At 47.5% G+C, this 16555-nt stretch carries 14 protein-coding genes and 1 tRNA gene; 4 read left to right on the top strand and 11 right to left on the bottom strand.

The genetic code is table 11. The features are described from left to right. Positions 1–600 (top strand): transposase (locus JKK62_RS08610; protein WP_201427565.1); only part of this gene is annotated, 600 nt, incomplete at its 5' end. A 407-nt stretch (positions 601–1007) separates the two neighbouring features. Here JKK62_RS08610 and JKK62_RS08605 read toward each other — a convergent pair. After that, the gene (locus tag JKK62_RS08605; protein ID WP_201427564.1) at positions 1008–1619 is read right to left on the bottom strand and encodes a sigma-70 RNA polymerase sigma factor region 4 domain-containing protein; all 612 of its coding nucleotides are present in this window, start codon (positions 1617–1619) and stop codon (positions 1008–1010) included. 329 nt (positions 1620–1948) lie between these two features. Between JKK62_RS08605 and JKK62_RS08600 the strand changes: the two genes are divergently transcribed. Together JKK62_RS08600 and JKK62_RS08595 are read left to right on the top strand one after the other, a co-directional pair. Then, positions 1949–2524, top strand: coding sequence for a hypothetical protein (locus JKK62_RS08600; protein ID WP_201427563.1), 576 nt, complete (start codon positions 1949–1951; stop codon positions 2522–2524). Further along, complete coding sequence (locus JKK62_RS08595) at positions 2514–3959, top strand: hypothetical protein (RefSeq protein ID WP_201427562.1); 1446 nt, start codon at positions 2514–2516, stop codon at positions 3957–3959. Before JKK62_RS08600 ends, JKK62_RS08595 begins: the two co-directional genes overlap by 11 nt. Before the next feature lie 73 nt (positions 3960–4032). Here the strand turns inward: JKK62_RS08595 and JKK62_RS08590 are convergent. The 5 genes from JKK62_RS08590 to JKK62_RS08570 all read right to left on the bottom strand — a co-directional run bounded on the left by JKK62_RS08590 (position 4033) and on the right by JKK62_RS08570 (position 7727). Continuing rightward, a tRNA-Leu gene (locus JKK62_RS08590) sits at positions 4033–4119 on the bottom strand. 190 nt (positions 4120–4309) lie between these two features. Continuing rightward, positions 4310–5974 carry a recombinase family protein gene (locus JKK62_RS08585; RefSeq protein WP_201427561.1) on the bottom strand — a complete coding sequence of 555 codons (1665 nt, stop codon included), beginning with the start codon at positions 5972–5974 and terminating at the stop codon, positions 4310–4312. Positions 5975–6000: 26 nt separating this feature from the next. Further along, positions 6001–6249 carry a DUF6870 family protein gene (locus tag JKK62_RS08580; protein ID WP_201427560.1) on the bottom strand — a complete coding sequence of 83 codons (249 nt, stop codon included), beginning with the start codon at positions 6247–6249 and terminating at the stop codon, positions 6001–6003. Positions 6250–6737: 488 nt separating this feature from the next. Next, positions 6738–7055, bottom strand: a complete 318-nt coding sequence (locus tag JKK62_RS08575) for a TnpV protein (RefSeq protein WP_201427559.1) — start codon at positions 7053–7055, stop codon at positions 6738–6740. Positions 7056–7079: 24 nt separating this feature from the next. Further along, positions 7080–7727: a beta-ketoacyl-[acyl-carrier-protein] synthase family protein gene (locus JKK62_RS08570; RefSeq protein WP_201427558.1), complete on the bottom strand. Its 648-nt coding sequence runs from the start codon at positions 7725–7727 to the stop codon at positions 7080–7082. Between the two features lie 104 nt (positions 7728–7831). Here JKK62_RS08570 and JKK62_RS08565 point away from each other — a divergent pair, with 104 nt between their 5' ends. Next, a complete protein-coding gene (locus tag JKK62_RS08565) occupies positions 7832–8662 on the top strand; it encodes a tRNA lysidine(34) synthetase (RefSeq protein ID WP_201427557.1) in 831 nt (276 codons plus the stop codon). Between the two features lie 48 nt (positions 8663–8710). On the opposite strand, the gene JKK62_RS08560 is transcribed toward JKK62_RS08565, so the two are convergent. From JKK62_RS08560 to JKK62_RS08540, 5 genes are all read right to left on the bottom strand, one after another. Continuing rightward, positions 8711–9907 carry an alpha/beta hydrolase fold domain-containing protein gene (locus JKK62_RS08560; protein ID WP_092968242.1) on the bottom strand — a complete coding sequence of 399 codons (1197 nt, stop codon included), beginning with the start codon at positions 9905–9907 and terminating at the stop codon, positions 8711–8713. A 97-nt stretch (positions 9908–10004) separates the two neighbouring features. Next, positions 10005–12575 (bottom strand): translation factor GTPase family protein, encoded by a 2571-nt coding sequence (locus JKK62_RS08555; protein ID WP_201427556.1) that lies wholly within the window; start codon positions 12573–12575, stop codon positions 10005–10007. Positions 12576–12677: 102 nt separating this feature from the next. Next, on the bottom strand, positions 12678–13715 hold the full coding sequence (locus tag JKK62_RS08550) for a resuscitation-promoting factor (protein WP_201427555.1): 1038 nt from the start codon (positions 13713–13715) through the stop codon (positions 12678–12680). Continuing rightward, positions 13705–15102, bottom strand: coding sequence for an alginate O-acetyltransferase AlgX-related protein (locus JKK62_RS08545; RefSeq protein ID WP_201427554.1), 1398 nt, complete (start codon positions 15100–15102; stop codon positions 13705–13707). Before JKK62_RS08545 ends, JKK62_RS08550 begins: the two co-directional genes overlap by 11 nt. Positions 15103–15116: 14 nt before the next feature. Continuing rightward, positions 15117–16544 (bottom strand): MBOAT family O-acyltransferase, encoded by a 1428-nt coding sequence (locus JKK62_RS08540; protein WP_201427553.1) that lies wholly within the window; start codon positions 16542–16544, stop codon positions 15117–15119. Positions 16545–16555: the final 11 nt, after the last annotated feature.

Raw genomic sequence — 16555 nt, 5'->3', positions numbered from 1 at the left:
ACCGGCTATGTCATTCGGCTCAAGGAAAATCCTGTGCTGAGAAGACTTGCTCAAGACTTGGACTCTGAACTGTATGATCTTACCCGGGAGGACACTGTTTCTCATGCCGTCGTGTATGGCGAGTTTCTGTACAAGGCGGGTTCTTGGGATTACCCCAGACGCGTCGTCTGCAAAATCGAGAAGCCTTACGGTCAGATGATTCACATGCATACCTTTGTCGTGACCAATATGGAGTCCTCTCCTGAGGATTTAATCCGCTTTTACTGCAAGCGGGGAAATATGGAAAACTTCATCAAGGAGTGCAAATCCGGCTTTGATATGAGCTATGTCAGCAGTTCTTCCATGATTGTCAACGCCAACCGGGTTCAGATTCATGCGCTGGCATACAATCTATTTAACTGGTTTCGCCGCCTGACACTGCCTGAATCCATGCGAAAGGATCGTATCGACACTGTCAGACTCAAGCTGTTGAAAATTGCAGCCAGAATCGTCAGCTCCGCGAGATATGTGTATTTTAAACTGTGCAGTTACTGTCCATACCAAACGCAGTTTTTCGAGACTCTCGCCAATATTAAAAAACTCAGTCCGCAACTCAAATAGACGTTACCCCGTGTACCTTGACAGCTTCAAAACTCCCGTTCAAAAATTATCTGACCCCCAAGGGAGTAGTGCGCCTTTATTCGGTGGAAAACTTTGCAGGGTGTCAGTTTTGCTGCTGTTTTCTCTTACATATCCATTTTCATACGCAATTCCGGATATCCGTGAATAATTCGGGATATTGTTACTGTACATTAGTATCCGTATATTTCTATAGTAAAAGTCAATCGGTTAGAGAAAGCCAGTTGTTTTTGAAAAAATAAACGCGCGATATTTCGCCCTGTGTCGCTCAAACAAAACCTTCGAAAAATGTCCCGACCACGACGAACATAGCCCACACAGGCGATTTGTCGCGGTTTGTGGGGCAAAATTGAAGGCAGTGGAAACAACGCAGAATGTTTCCACTGCCTTTACTCTTGTAGCAGCTTTCGTAGCTTATTTAGAATTGATTTCAGTTTCTTTTGAGCGCCGTCCTCGGTCAAGCCGAGCAGCAAGGACACTTGGCGGATTGTTTTTCGCTCTTTGTTTTTCAGACACTGCGGACAGATACCGTAGATGTACTCTATCAACATCTGGTCTTTCTTGTTGAGTTTGGCGAGGGCGTTCAATAACTTTTCTTGTCGGCATAACTTGAAAAAGATATGTTCTGTATATAAACAATTATCAGCGGAATCCACCGCAGAAGAATAGTAATCTTCGTCCTCATCACTGCCGTAAAAATCAGCGTTATACTTTGGCTTGAAAGTGGTTACGGCAATCAAATAGTTTTCTATGCTATCTTCCGACAAATCCATTTCCTCTGCAATTTCGGAAATAATTTGTGACAGCGGTTTATCATTTTCTTTCTTCTGAAAGTACATATACGCTATCTTTTTCAGTACCGCATATTGATGACGGTTATCCAAATTGAAATTGCCGCAGTTGATTCGCACATAGTCGTGCCATGCTGACAGCACATCATATTTTATCAACTGCAACAAAGGCATGCCGTGATGTTGTATATTGGCAAAATAAAGCAACATGCTACAGTATGAATTTGAATCCCTCGCAAAATGTTTCCTCTCATAGTTCCAGGCTCTCCTCGAAAGTAAAGTAGGGCGGAGAAATAAACCGGAGTGGTTACAGCAGAGGAAGGAAATGAAGATGTAAAATAAAAAAACATGGAATATTGATTGATTCATTATCTCGATTTTTAATCACATGGCAGTTCAAAACATTGTTCACAAAATTGTATGAGTTTTTTGGTATATTATCAACAAAAACCAAAATATAAATTCTACAAATTAATAAATGGAAAGTATGAAAAATATATGATAGAATTATAAATGTATAAAACTTAGAGGTGACTATCATGAGTGAAATGCAGAACAATCATAAATTAGATAATCAAGAAAAATGGATTTTTCTAGAAAAGAATGAAATAAAACATCTTTTTATTTATTATATTACAGTATTAATTCTATCTTTTTTTTGGTTATGTTTTTCCTTAGTATTTAATTTTGAAATACATAATAACGGATTCTCAAAACTGATAGGAATTCTGATGTTTGATTTCCCAAGTGGAGTGTTAGGAGCCACAATTTATTACATTAGGAAATTATATAAGTCAGCGATTCAAAATCTAGTTAATGATTCTTCAATTCTATTAGAAAACACTTATTACAGAAAACTTGGTGCAAAAATCTATTTTTATTTCCGCCCAATTATAAGTGGTATCTTATCGATAATAATAAATATAGGAATAATAAGTGGTATATTTTTTGTGAATGCAGGTCAGGAATTTGATAACAGCAATTTCTTTTTAATTTCTGTAATAATATCTTTTTTTGTTGGATATAGCAATGGAAAACTAATTCTAAAATTAGATAGATATGGTGAAAATGTTATCAATAATATAATTAAGGAGAATAAAAACAATGAACAATGACAATACTTATATAGAAAAGAACAAAGAGAAGATAATTGAACTTGAGCAGTTAGCAAGCGAAGTGTTAAAATTAAAAAAACTACATCGTCAGCGCAGACCCATAGTAATAGAATTCTGTGGTAGTCCCAAAGCAGGGAAAACTTCTTGTATTAATTCTTTAAATTTATTCTTGAAAAGAAACGGATTTAAAACTTCGGTTTTAAGTGAGAGAGCAAGTGTTAGTCCAATAAGCGATAAGCATAATCCCATATTTAATGTATGGACCTGTACATCTGCTATTAACGAAATTAACGAAAAAATGGATAGAGCTAGAAACGGAGAAGATATTGATATAATTATTTCAGATAGAGGAATATTTGATGCTTTATGCTGGTTTAGATGGTTAAAAACTCAACATAATATGAGTGAATATGAATATAATGTATTAACGAAATTTGCAACAATATATAGGTGGCAAAAAAACATTGATTTGGTTTACGTTTTTATGGTTTCTCCCCAAGAATCCATTGAAAGAGAATACGCTAATCTACTCACAACTAAACGTGGAAGTATTATGCGGGAAAATGTTCTTGAACAATATTTGAAATCAGTTAAGGATACTATTGATGAATATAGAAGTGAATTTCGAGCAACACATCAGATTGATACTACTGATAAAGAACAAAATGATGTGGGATATGAAGTTACACTTAGCACATTAGAGGTGTTAAAAGATATGTTAATCGAAAAAATCGGTTACATTCCTAAAAGTGAAATCACCTTAAGAGAAGGAATCAATGATTTTGAAACAATTAAGTCTTCATTAGATTCATATAGTTTTGCTAACCGTGATGAGGTTGAGAGTAATGAGCAATTTATACAACCTATTCCTATTGCTGTAATAACAAATTTAGAGAGAAACAAAATACTGTGTATAAAGAAAACTAAACAAAGTACTTCTAAGTATTCGCCAGAGTCTGGAAAACTATTATTATATGCCGGCGGACACATGAGGCAGGAAGATGAAACAAATAATAAAAAAAATAATTTTGTTTCCACGGCCAAAAACACATTGGAAAGAGAATTATTGGAAGAAATCGGTATTTCATATTGTATAGATAATTATCAACCTTTTGTTTTATACACTCCAAGTTATGGAGTAAAAAGCAGTCAACATTTAGCAATTGGTTGGATAATAGAATTAGATGAAAAGAAAAAATTGAATTTAGATAGATATGAAATAATTCAAAAAAGGGGTACAAGTAAGAGTGGAAACTTTATTTCATTTATAGAGTTAGAGCAAATGTTTTTGGAAAGAAGAGATTTATTATTTGAGAGTTGGAGTAAAGAGATTTTGTTGAATTTCTTCAAAGATAAGTGCTCTGAACATTTTATTAATCAGCTCATTACAAACAAATCTAATCCTCAAATGTCTTTGTTTAATAATACATTGTAATTAAAAAACATCATAACAAAAGCACAAATCCGAACCCGTCTCCAACTGGGAGAAGGTTCGGATTTTTACTGTTTGGTGCAGGTAACAGGACTTGAACCTGCATGAAATTGCTTTCACATGGACCTGAACCATGCGCGTCTGCCAATTCCGCCATACCTGCGAGTATAAAATTTTTGTAGGTTTCGGAGAAGATTAAGACGGATTTTTCAGTTACACCGAAGGGGTGTCACCTGAACCTTGCGCGCCTGCCAATTCCGCCATATCCGCGAGTGGAAAATGGAAAAAAGTATATCCAGGTAACTGTGGAATTCTGCAAGTTCGTCGAGGGACTATCGACTGATGATAACTGCTTACGCAATCTCTTTTTGCTGCTCCAGATAATCAATCAACGCTTCGAAGGCGTCGGCGAATTTTACTTTTATTGTGATTCTTCCGCCCTCGTGGATGAGGATTTTGTCTATCAGCTCTACCAATATAGGGCGGGTCAATTCGGTGATGTTGCGGTGGTTCATGAAGTGCTCCGCGAAGGTGTTTGGGGCTATGGTGTCACCTTCAAGTTGAGCTTGTGTTGCTTCTAAGTTTGCGATCATGGCGTCGAGCTTTTCGAGTTTTTCGTTGAGGTTGGCGCGGATTCTTTGATACTCCTCCTGCGTGATTTCGCCGTTTTTCCAGTCGGGGTATAAGTCAGCAGACGCTTTGAGGCACTTTTCGCGCTCCTTTTTCTGCGTTTCCAGCGTGCGTTTTATATAGTCGCTCTCCTGATTTCTGCTGCTTTGCTTCACTTGTTTCATCAACTCGTCGTAATCGAGCGCGACATCGACCATCGTCTGGATCGTTGTCAGTACTGCCTGCTCCAGTTTGTCGATGCGGATGGTGTGGTTGGTGCAGGCTTTGGGACTTTTCTTTTGTTTAGTTGAGCATTTGTAGTAGCGGTAGGTCTTGCCGTTCTGACGGTTCACCTTTTTGTGCATCGCCTTGCCGCAGTCGGCGCAGAACACGAAGCCCGCGAACAAGTCCGCTCTTTTGTCGGCTTTACGGCTGTGGATGTGCCGACTGAACAGCGATTGCGCCTTGTCGAAGGTTTCGCGGTCGATGATCGGCTCGTGGGTGTTTTCGACGATGATCCACTCGTCCTTTGGCACCGCACGGCATTCATGTACTTTATAATTCACCGTACGGTTCACACCCTGCACCATATTGCCGATGTACATTTGATTTTGCAAAATCCGCCGCACGGTTCTGTCGCTCCACAATCCATCGTTATCGGTGCGGCTGTTGAAGTTCATTCCCTGCTGCCGCTTGTAAAGCGTCGGATTCGGGATTCCCATGCCGTTGAGCTTTTTGACGATGCCAATGATACTGCTACCGTCGATAAACTCACGGTATATCATGCGCACGACGGGTGCGGCTTCTTCATCGATCATCAGCTTGTGGTAATCCTCCGGGGCTTTTCGGTAGCCGTAACAGGCGAACGCGCCGATAAACTTGCCCTGTCGGCGGTGGTTGTTCAGCGTGCCGCGAATATTGACCGAGGTGGAAGCGGCGTAGCTCTCGTTGATGACATTCGTCACGCCGATTGAGATACAGCGCGTGGCGGCATTCATGCCGTCGCCTGCGGTGTCGATTCCGTTGTTAAGGGCAATAAAACGCACGCCCAGACGCGCAAACTGGTTGTCAATCAAATCGCCGCTGATCGTGTAGTTTCTGCCGAGACGCGCCAAATCCTTGACAATGACGCAGTTGATTCTTTTTAGGCGGATATCCTGCATGAGTCTTGTCCAGCCCGGTCGATCAAAATCCGTTCCCGAATAGCCGTCGTCCACATAGGTATCGACATGGGCGATATCAGGGTGCAGCTTGAGATATTCCTTCAAAATCTCGCGCTGATTGGCAATGGACGCGCTCTCGGTTTTATTTTTGTCCATGTCCTCTTTTGAAAGACGAATGTAAAGGGCAGCCTGCCATGTTTTTAAAGCCTGATTTGGCTGTCCATAATAGTCTTGATACTTTTGCATAAAAAACAGTCTCCGATTTTGTTACATTATCCTGCGCGGATTAAGCTTGCGAATGATTCGACGAAGCTTTTACTACCCTCATATTCGACTTTGACAACAGTCTCTCCTACCTTGAATAAATACGGGTTGCCTGCAAGCTTTATAAATGAACTCGTTTTATCTGTTATCCGTTGATTCGTGTTGATGTTCAGATTAATTAAATCTGTCAGCCTGTCCGGTTCACAAGCTGAAATATCTGCGTTTTGAAGCTTCCGTAATTCATTTCTGTCGAGCATGCCGGCACCTCCTGTTCACTAGTAATTGTTGGCAAATAAGCAGAATATTATTCTTTATTTCAACTATATTATACCACATACTAATGAACTTTTGGTGCTGACTTTGTTGCTTAAAAAAGACAGTGTAATGAGTATTTTCTTTTGTAAGGCTTCATTATTTTTTCTTTTTCGATTCCGGTATAAATCCAAAATAATACGCCTTACGCTTCCATTTTAAGCCTTCTTTTTCCTCTCATGATATTATCATCTTCACGAATGAACTCTATGAAATCAGCTCCCATTGAAAAAGGTTTCTGCCCCCTTCTTGCGGGAGAATGCGTACCATTTTCTTTCACACCAGAAATGACGGTTTTAAGCCATTTTCATGGATTCTACCAATGAAAATTCAGCCGAAAGAATGGTACACATAACTACTATTGAAGAAACGGCGGAATGTGTACCGTTTTTCTCCATTTTCACGGTTGATTATTTCATTATTTTGCGCACCATTATTTCTCGCTCAATATCATCATTCGCAACACAAACTCCTCCGCCTGTTTTTCGATAGCGTTCATTTTGTTTTGCCATAGATTCGGATCGGATTTCTTCAGCTCGGTAGTAATTTGCTTTTTTGCTTCCAGATCCCTGACGGTTTTGTCGTAGAGGTGTTCTGCTTTCATGTTGATTTCGGTGATGTAATTAAAAAACTCGCCTGCGCTCAGGAGAGTGTAATACTTCTCCTTGTCGTGGTCGATGAGGTATCGGCGATAGCGTGTGCCCCATTCGCCGTATGTAGCAAGCAGTGCTTTTTCTCTTGATTCCGACATTACAATCAGCTCCCTTGATATGATCTATGGTTCTATTATACATATCGCAGGTGCCATGGCGGCGCCCATATTGTTGGCGTCGGTGACGCCGAGGTCGGTGATTTTTCCGACAGTTGCATGGGCAATGCGTGCTCCTTTTCCTGTTTTCGCAACAACGCAGCTGCCCGCACCCGTAACCGTCCACTGGGCAGTCGGCGTTCTGACGCAGCCGTATTCCAGCGGAAAACGGTACTGCCGCTCTGCCGAACAAAAATGCGACGATGTCGCGCAAACCGCGTTCTTTGCCGCTCCGCTTTCGACAAACAAAGCTGCCATCATCAGTCCCTGTCCCATCGTGGAACAGGCGCCGTACTGTCCGAGATACGGAATGTCAAAATTCCGCAGGCAAAAGCCCGAGCCTGTGCATTGATTGAGCAAATCGCCCGCGAACGCAAAGTCCACCTCGTCCGCGCTGACTCCGCTTTTCTCGAGCGCCAAACTGACTGCCTCTGACTGCATGCGGCTTTCCGCCTCCTCAAAGCTGTTCATGCCGTCATACGGGTCATAAATAATTCTGTCAAAGAATTTTGACAGCGGCCCCTCGCCCTCCTTTTTGCCCGCTACAGCGGCATAACCGATAATCACGGGCTGTTCCTCAAAGCAAAATGTGCGTCGTCCGATATTTTGAATCATTTTCATCCCTCCTTCGTTTAGTATCGAAACAAAAGCAACGAAATATCCGTATTGACAAGACAAGGAAAATTTTTTATAATTTCTAGTGATTGTGAGGGATGACTATGGGTAAGGAACTGACGTTTGCTCAGAGTGTTGAGAGAAGCGTCACAAAAAAATACCGCAAGGAAATCTGGAACAGCTTTGTCGGCGCCGTCAAGCGCTATGAATTGATTCAGTCAGGAGACAAAATCGCCGTCTGTATCTCCGGCGGCAAGGACTCCATGCTGCTCGCGAAGCTGATGCAGATGCTGCAAAAATACAGCGAGGTGCCGTTTGAGTTGGTGTATCTCGCGATGAACCCGGGCTACAATGAGGAAAATATGCGGCAGATTTATCGTAATGCCGAGCTGCTTGAAATCCCGCTGACGGTGTTTGAGACGGATATTTTTGATGTTACCTCCAAAACAGACCGCTATCCCTGCTACCTCTGCGCGAAGATGCGCAGAGGACACCTTTACAGCAAGGCGAAGGAGCTGGGCTGCAATAAAATCGCGCTGGGACACCATTTTTCGGACGTGATCGAAACGACCGTTATGGCGATGTTCTACGGTTCGCAGCTGCAGGGTATGATCCCCAAGCTCAAAAGCACCAACTTTGAGGGAATGGAACTGATCCGTCCGCTCTACTGCGTGCATGAGGACGATATTATCGCATGGGCGCGCTACAACAAGCTGGAATTTATCCAGTGCGCCTGCCGCTTTACCGACGCGGAATTTGTCAGTGAGACGGGCGGCACTAAGCGCAGAGAAATCAAGGAGCTGATACGGGAGCTGAAAAAGACAAATCCCAATATTGAAAAAAGTATTTTCAACAGTCTGCACAGGGTACATCTCGACACCTTTGTCGGCTTCAAAACAAAAGGAGAGTTCCACTCCTTTCTTGAACGGTACTAACAAAAAACGGCGGTACAGCATCAGCTGTACCGCCTGAGTTTTTTTATTTCAGAATGGAATGTCCTCATCGGGAGAAATCTCCTCAAAGCTCTCCTCCGTCACCTCGGGAGCTTCCTCCTCGGTATTTTCGGCGTCCTCCACCACGATGACCTCTGCTACCTCGGGGATATCCTCCTCGACTTCAAACAACTCGTCGCTGTCCTCCGCTCCGTAAAGCTCGGACGCGATGATGTTCATAGCGTCCTCCGCCTCGGGAATGGGAAGTCCCACAAAGAAGTGCATCTGGTTCTTGTAGACATAAACCTCGATATCCAAATCCTTCTCCAGCGCAATTTCCTCGAGCTTCTCAACGTCCGCGCAGAAAATTTCGCGCGTACCGACAAACACGGTAATCTTTGGAAGTCCCGCTAAGTCGCCGTAAATCGGGCTGACCATCGGATGCGTCAACTCCAGCTCACCCGCGTACTTCTGTCCCTTGAACGCCAGCTTCTCAATGTTGAGGATGGTGTCGTTCGGCTGGATATCCTCCATCTTGGGATTGCTGTTGGTTACGTCGAGCCACGGTGAAATCAGAAACGCCTGCTTGGGCATCGGCAAAGCAAGATATCTGAGCTTCTGCAGAATCGCGAGCGCCATTCCGCCGCCTGCCGCGTCGCCGACAAAAGCGATCTTCTCCGAGGGAATACCCTTTTCGTTGACCAGATACAGATATCTGTCAATCACCATCTGCTGCATCTCAACAGCAGTATGAGAGGGCGCCTTGGGATAAATCGGAACGATCATCTGCATGCCGAGATTGTTCGACAGTCTGCGCATAAAGGCATAATGATAGCGAGAGGGATTGAACCAATAGTTGGTGCCGTGAATGTAGAAAATCACGATATCAGAGGTCTTTTCCTTCGGTTCAATGACAAAGGTATCCTCAAAGCCGTCCAGCTCGGTCATGCCGATTCTCTTTCTGACCGCCTGCGGAAGAACAAACGGCTCTGCGCTCTTTTGGAGGTATTCCTCATAGCTCTTCTCGTTGTTGACCGCTGCCGGGAGCGCTCTCGCTGCTTCCTCAAGCACAAGACTCTGGACACTTCTCTCCTGCTTCTTTGCCTGGATATTCTTGGCAATGACAACGCCTGTTGCCGCTGCTGCTACAGCAGCCGCCGCGCCGATGGCAATTTTCTGTGATGTTTTCATTTTGAATACTTTTCCGGCAGCAGTTGTGATCGCCGCCGTAATTTTTTCTATTTTCATACTGATTGCCTCCTGTCAGTTTTTTTCATTATAACACAAAAGCTTGAACAAATCTATAGCTTATCGGGATTTATTTTTAGGCAATCGTGTGAATTTGTCAGATTTCCGCGTTTTCGGCAATGATGCGTCGGATTTCATCCTCGGCTTCCCTTACCTCCTCGAGAAACGCGCGTGAGGAAACGCGCAGCGCACCGTTGCCGAGAATGATCAGCTGCTCCAGTCCGTCGGAGGTGACAACGCGGACGCGGTGCTTCTTCGCGAGCTGATGCGACACCTTCTCGATATACATATCGGCGGTTTCCGCTTCCTTGGTGTAAACGATGCTGATGCCGTTGACGCGCTCGACCTCGCGCTGATTGCCCTTGACCTTGTAGGCGTCAAATACCAGTATCAGCTCGCATTTCTTCCAGCCCTGATAATTGCAGAGGATGTTGATCAGCGCCTCTCGTGCGCCGTCGATGCTGCCCTCGGACAGCGTTTTCAGATGCTCCCACGCGAAAACCACGTTGTAGCCGTCCACCAGCACATAGTCCACTCCCTCATAGTCGGGCATCTTGGCACGGCTCGCCGGTTTGTCCGAATCGGGAGCCTTGAAGTGCCGCTTGGGTGCGGCCGCCTTTCGCCTGCGTATCGGACCGTAGGTCTGCTCGAAAATCGACATCAGCTCCTTATCGGCGGCAAAAATGTCATTCTGTGAGCGGTAGTTCTGCAATCGGATGGGATTGCGGACAGGCGCGTCCTTCGGTGGGTTGAGAACGGATGGGAGATGCATATGCTTTGTCACCTCGTTCCACTTGACGGGATGTCCTGCGCCGTGGGAGCAAAAAACGGAACCGCTCGGATTGTCTGTATCCGCCTCAGCGTCGTAGCCGATTGCGGCGATAACCTCCTCAGCATTGTGACAGACGTCGTACCCCTTGAGCGCGCATAGAAATTTTCCCTTGCCGCGTGTATAACGCACCACATCGCCCGCATAGTCGCGCATTTCCGAGACAGGCGCGGTGCCTGTCAATATCGAAAACTCCTCATTGCTTTCGGGCGGCTGGAAGCTGCCGCTCATGCGCTGAATATCCGCCATCGCTCTGCCGAGGTTCTCGGTCGGCACCTCGAGCGTAAACTCGTATATTGGTTCAAGCAGGACGCTCTTGGCGGACTGCAGTCCCTGCCGCACCGCGCGGTAGGTCGCCTGACGGAAGTCGCCGCCCTCGGTATGCTTAGCGTGCGCCTTGCCTGACATCAGAATGATTTCCATATCCGTTATCGGCGAACCCGTGAGCACGCCGACGTGCGTCTTTTCAAATAAATGCGTCAGTATCAGCCGCTGCCAGTTTTTGTCGAGCATATCATCACGGCACTCGGTTCTGATATGCAGTCCGCTGTCCCGCTTGGCAGGCTTCAACAGCAGATGCACCTCGGCGTAATGGCGCAGCGGCTCAAAGTGACCGACGCCCTCTACCGTGTTCTCTATCGTTTCCTTATAAATGATATTTCCTTTTCCGAAATTTACTGCAAATCCGAAGCGCTTCTCTATCACGCTTTTGAGCACCTCGAGTTGGATTTCGCCCATCAGACGGAGCTGGATTTCTTCCAGCCGCTCGTTCCAGCTGACGTTGAGCTGAGGATCCTCGGCTTCGAGGATTTTCAGCTTGGCAAGCGCGGTATGCGCGTCGATTTTTTCGGGCAGCTCCACGGAATAGGTCAGTACAGGCTCCAGCACAGGCAAATCGGCGTTGTCCTCCGCACCGAGTCCGTCTCCCGAACGCGTGAAGCTCACGCCCGTAACAGCGCAGACGGCGCCTGCCTCAACAGAATCGACAGCGGTGAACTTGTTTCCCGAGTAAACGCGGATCTGATTCACCTTTTCCGCGCTCTTGTTCTTCTCGCTTTGCAGCACTTCACGCACTTTGAGCGTGCCGCCCGTCAGCTTCAGGTAGGTCAGGCGGTTTCCCTGCGCGTCCTCGCCGATTTTATAGACCTTAGCGGCAAAATCCTTGCCGTAACGCGGCATGGCGGTGTATTGATACAAACAATCGAGAAATTCCTCCACGCCATCGAGCTTCAGAGCCGAGCCAAACATGCAGGGAAACAACTTGCGCTGCCGGATTGCTCCAATAATGTCGGATTTGGTCAGCGCGTCGTTCTCGAATTTTGCCAGAAGCGCGTCGTCACACAGCGCGATATTCTCGAGCATCTCCGTGTCGTTAAACGCAACGCAAGCGTCGCTGAGACGCTTTTTGAGCTGATACAAAACCAGCTCCCTGTCCGCGCCGTCCATGTCCATTTTGTTGACAAAGAGAAAACACGGTACGCCGTAGCGCCGCAGCAGCTTCCACAGGGTGAGTGTGTGGCTCTGCACGCCGTCGGTGCCGCTGATGACAAGTATCGCGTAATCGAGCACCTGCAGCGTCCTCTCTGTCTCCGCCGAAAAATCAACGTGCCCCGGCGTATCGAGCAGAGTGAACTCCACATCCTTGTAGGGCAGCACCGCCTGCTTGGAAAAGATGGTGATGCCTCTTTCCCTCTCGAGGGCGAAGGTGTCCAGAAAGGAATCCCGATGGTCTACCCTGCCCAGTTTATTCAGATTGCCCGAGCAGTACATCAGCGCCTCGGAAAGCGTTGTTTTGCCCGAATCCACGTGGGCAAGGATCCCGACCGCTATTTTTTTCATATCGTCACCCCGATTGTTCTTCATGATAACTTCATTATATCACAGAAAAAGCAAAAGCAAAAGCCCGAAATAGGCTTTTGCTTTTTTAATGGATATTCTGTATTAATATTCCTGAATCTCAGATGTGCCGTCAGAATAGATGATTTCATAGTAGCCGTGTCCCGAACCATCGCAGTCGGGATAATTCTGCTTGGAAACCACGGTCTTGCCTGCGGGCTCCTCGGACTGCTGGCTCTCCTGACTCTGCTGGCTCTCCTGACTCTGCTGGGAGCTCTGCTCGGATTCCTGATAGTCGCGGTTTACCGCTCCGGTGCCCTTGGTGACGATCTGATTGACAGGCTCCTTGGTGACCTTTTCCTCAGCCTTTTCGCGGCTTTCTTCCTTGCCGTCCACGTACTTGACCTTGTAGGTAACGGTCTTTTCGCCGTCCACACTCTTCTGTGTCAGCTCGCTGGCGCCCTCGGCGAGAGCATCGCTGAGAACCTCTTCTTTCTTGAACTCAATCTTTTCGGTCTTTTCCTCGGTCTTGTACTCAACACGCTTGACGGTGATTTTCATGCCGTCCTTGATGGCGGCGTCAAGCTTCTCGCTGACCTCGTCGTCCTTGCCGAGCTCCACCTTCTGCTCCTTGAGAAACTCCTCCACAGTCTTTGCCTTGGTGGGATAGTCGGTCGTTTTGCCGTCAACGGTCAGGGAAACAGTGTTGCCCTTGACAAGCGTGATGGTCATGCCGTCCTCAAGATACTTATTCACGTCCACATCGGGGGTATAGCCATCGGTCTTGAACCCGGACTTTGCGATCGCATCAGATACCTTGCCGCCGACAAGCTCAACGGTCTTGCTGTCCTTGTCGAGCTTGACGACAACCTTCGCGTAGCGCTTTACATTGATCTCCTTGCTGTCCTCCGTGATTTTCTCGTCCAGCTTGGGCTCTGTCTCATCCTTTTCGCCGACGGTGATTTCCGCCTTCTTCAGAACCTCCTCAACCGTCATGCCGACTGCCGCATCGACCTCTGTCTGCGCGCCCTTGTCGATTACGTTGAGCTTGATTTCCTTGCTGCCGCATGCCGTGAAAGTCAGCGCAAACATCAGCATGGCGAGAAGAATCGCCGCGGCTTTTGTCATTCCCTTAGTTTTCATTACTTCCTCCTGTTATTTCGTAAAATTCGCCGTTGTTCTTCACAATCAGCTTTATTTCAAGCGCAGCCTCCGCGGGATAATCCGCGGACGGAAGATAAACCAGAAAACCGTCTGAGCTTTCCGTTTTATGGCTGTAGGCTTCATAAACCTTGTTATTGACGGAGAAATAATACTCCGCCTTGCTGTCGAGCGTTACGCCGTCGAGCGTACCAGAGATCTGCGTGTATTCCGCCGCATATTCACAGGGCTTGACGGTGAAATTCGCCTTGCCCTCGAGCGTTCCCGCTGTTTTATAGTAGCTCAGCTCGCTCGCGGGAAGCATCGGCGGCATGGTCAGAAGCCAGCTGAGGTTGCGCTCTACCAGCTCCATCACGAAGGTGTCGGGCTTGTTCGCCGCAAAATCCGCAGCGATATTCATGGGAAACGCCTTGGTAAAGACCGCGTTTCCGTATGCCGAAGCGAAGAACGACACCAACGCGTTGCCGAATGAATCGCGGTACATATAGAGCGTTCCGCGCGCGTTGGGATTCGCGGTCTTGATCAGCGTGTCCTCGACGGATTTGGTGTCGGTGGTGTAGGAATAAAAATCCTCCGCGCCGTAATATTCGTTGTATTCCGCCTCGTCGCTCGCGGGATAGAGCATTTTGCTCAAATCTCCCACGAAGTCCTTTCTGCGCGTTACCGTCGCATTTGAAAAATCATTGTGCTCCTTGCCGAGCGCGTTCAGCACCTCGTTATACGCAAGCAGCGCGCCCTTGTTATCCCAGTGAGAATCACGCTTGAAATAGAGCGTTTCGCTCTGCGCACTCAGCGGCTCAAACAAATTGCAATACTTCACGCCGCTGTCCGCAAGAGCCTGATGCAGCAAATCGCGGTTATGTACGCCGGACGCTTTGCAGGCGTAATAATACGGCATATGCTCGGGATAGAGCGTGCTCTTGTTGGGAGCGGAGGTAAAAATGAACTGCGCTCCCTGCGATTCGACGTAGCGCTGAATGATGCCCAGATTATGAACCACGCCGTTGACCTCGGCTTCATTGAGCGTGTTCCTGCCGAGAAAATCGTCCGCGTCGGAGGTGTAGTAGAGCCAGCCGTCTGTTCCGGCGATCACGGTTTCGATGCTTGAATTTTGAAACATCTCCGCCTGAACCGTCGCATCGGCGGTAATCATCTCGGGACGAAACGCGAAATGCTTTTCATAGTAGCCGCCCAAATCGGTGAGATAGCTGAAATTGAAGCTGCCGTCCTTTTTCGTCAGCTCGGGCGCCTTTGATTTGCGCTCATTGCCGATCGGTTCGGTGGTGGGACGCACGATCATGCCCAATGAAGGCACCAGACAGACCGCAACGCAAAAGAGCGCGAATACAGCCGGGAAAATCTTCTTCATGTCGCGCCGCCTTTCTAAAATCTGAAATAGATGAACGGGTTATACGCGCCCGTTGAGAGCCGCAGCATGCACCACACCAGTCCTGCGGCAGCGAGAACATAAAGCGCAATCTGCACTGCCTTCCAAGCGGCGGTCAGCTCTCCTTCTCCGTAGAGGACAGAGCGTATTTTGTCGGCAAGCGGACGGATCGGCGCGCAGCCGATGATCGCCGCGATCAGCATGACGATGAACCACGGAGTGAGCTGCGTCAGCGCCGTACTCAGCGAGGAGGCGTTCATATCAAAGCCCGTGAACATCCTGCCGATATATTCCAAGCCGTAACCGATGGTATCGGCGCGGAACAGTACAAAGCCGAGCGTGACAACCAGCATCGTATAAATATGTCCGGCAGCACGCGGTAGCTTCCTCATGAACGGAACGTATTCCTCAATCAGGAGGAACAGACCGTGCCACAGTCCCCACAGCACAAACGTCCAGTTCGCACCGTGCCACAGTCCCGTGAAGAAAAACACGATGATGCGGTTGAGCGCAGTCCTCAGCTTGCCCTTGCGGTTGCCGCCGAGCGGAATGTACAGATACTCCTTGAACCATGTGGACAGCGAGATGTGCCATCTTCTCCAAAAAATCTGCACACTGTTTGAGCCGTAGGGATACCGGAAGTTCTCCTTGAACTCAAAGCCGAAGAGAAGTCCCAGTCCGATAGCCATGTCGGAATAGCCCGAGAAGTCGTAATAAATCTGGAACAGATACGCGATCGCACCGAGCCATGCGGTCGGAAGCGCCATCGTCGATGCATCCTGCGAAAACAGAACATCCGCGACCTGTCCCATAGCGTTTGCGATCAGCACCTTTTTGGCAAGACCGCAGATGAAGCGGCGGAAGCCGCGCGCGATTTTGTCGACGCTCTGCTCACGCTCGGAAATCTGTCGGCTGATATCGCGGTACTTGACGATCGGGCCCGCGATCAGCTGCGGGAAAAACGTGATATAGAGCAGAATGTGAAAGTAGTTCTTCTGCACATCCACCGCGCCGCGATAGACGTCGATGACGTAGGACAGCGCCTGAAAGGTGAAGAACGAAATGCCGATCGGCAGCGCGATTGCGGGTACGGGAACCGCGAGTCCCGTCAGGCTGTTGAAGGTGGTGACGAACATGCCCGTGTACTTGAACACGGCGAGGATGCCGAGATTGACCGCGACCGCCGTCACCAGCGCAGCCTTGCTTTTCTTCTGCGGATTTTTCGCCACCCACAACGCGCAGAAGTAATTGAGCAGCGAGCTGAACAGCATGAGCAGCACATAAACGGGTTCGCCGTAGGCGTAAAATACTAAGCTCGCCGCGATGAGCAGCGCGTTTCTGACCTTGAGCGAGGGTATCACGGTGTAGAGCAAAAACACTGCGGGCAGAAAAACGCTGAGAAATACGATTGAACTGAATACCATAGAATGTTCCT

The organism is Ruminococcus difficilis, from assembly GCF_016680995.1.
The sequence above is the reverse complement of the archived record's forward strand: the minus strand, read 5'-3'. Positions and strand labels throughout refer to the sequence as shown.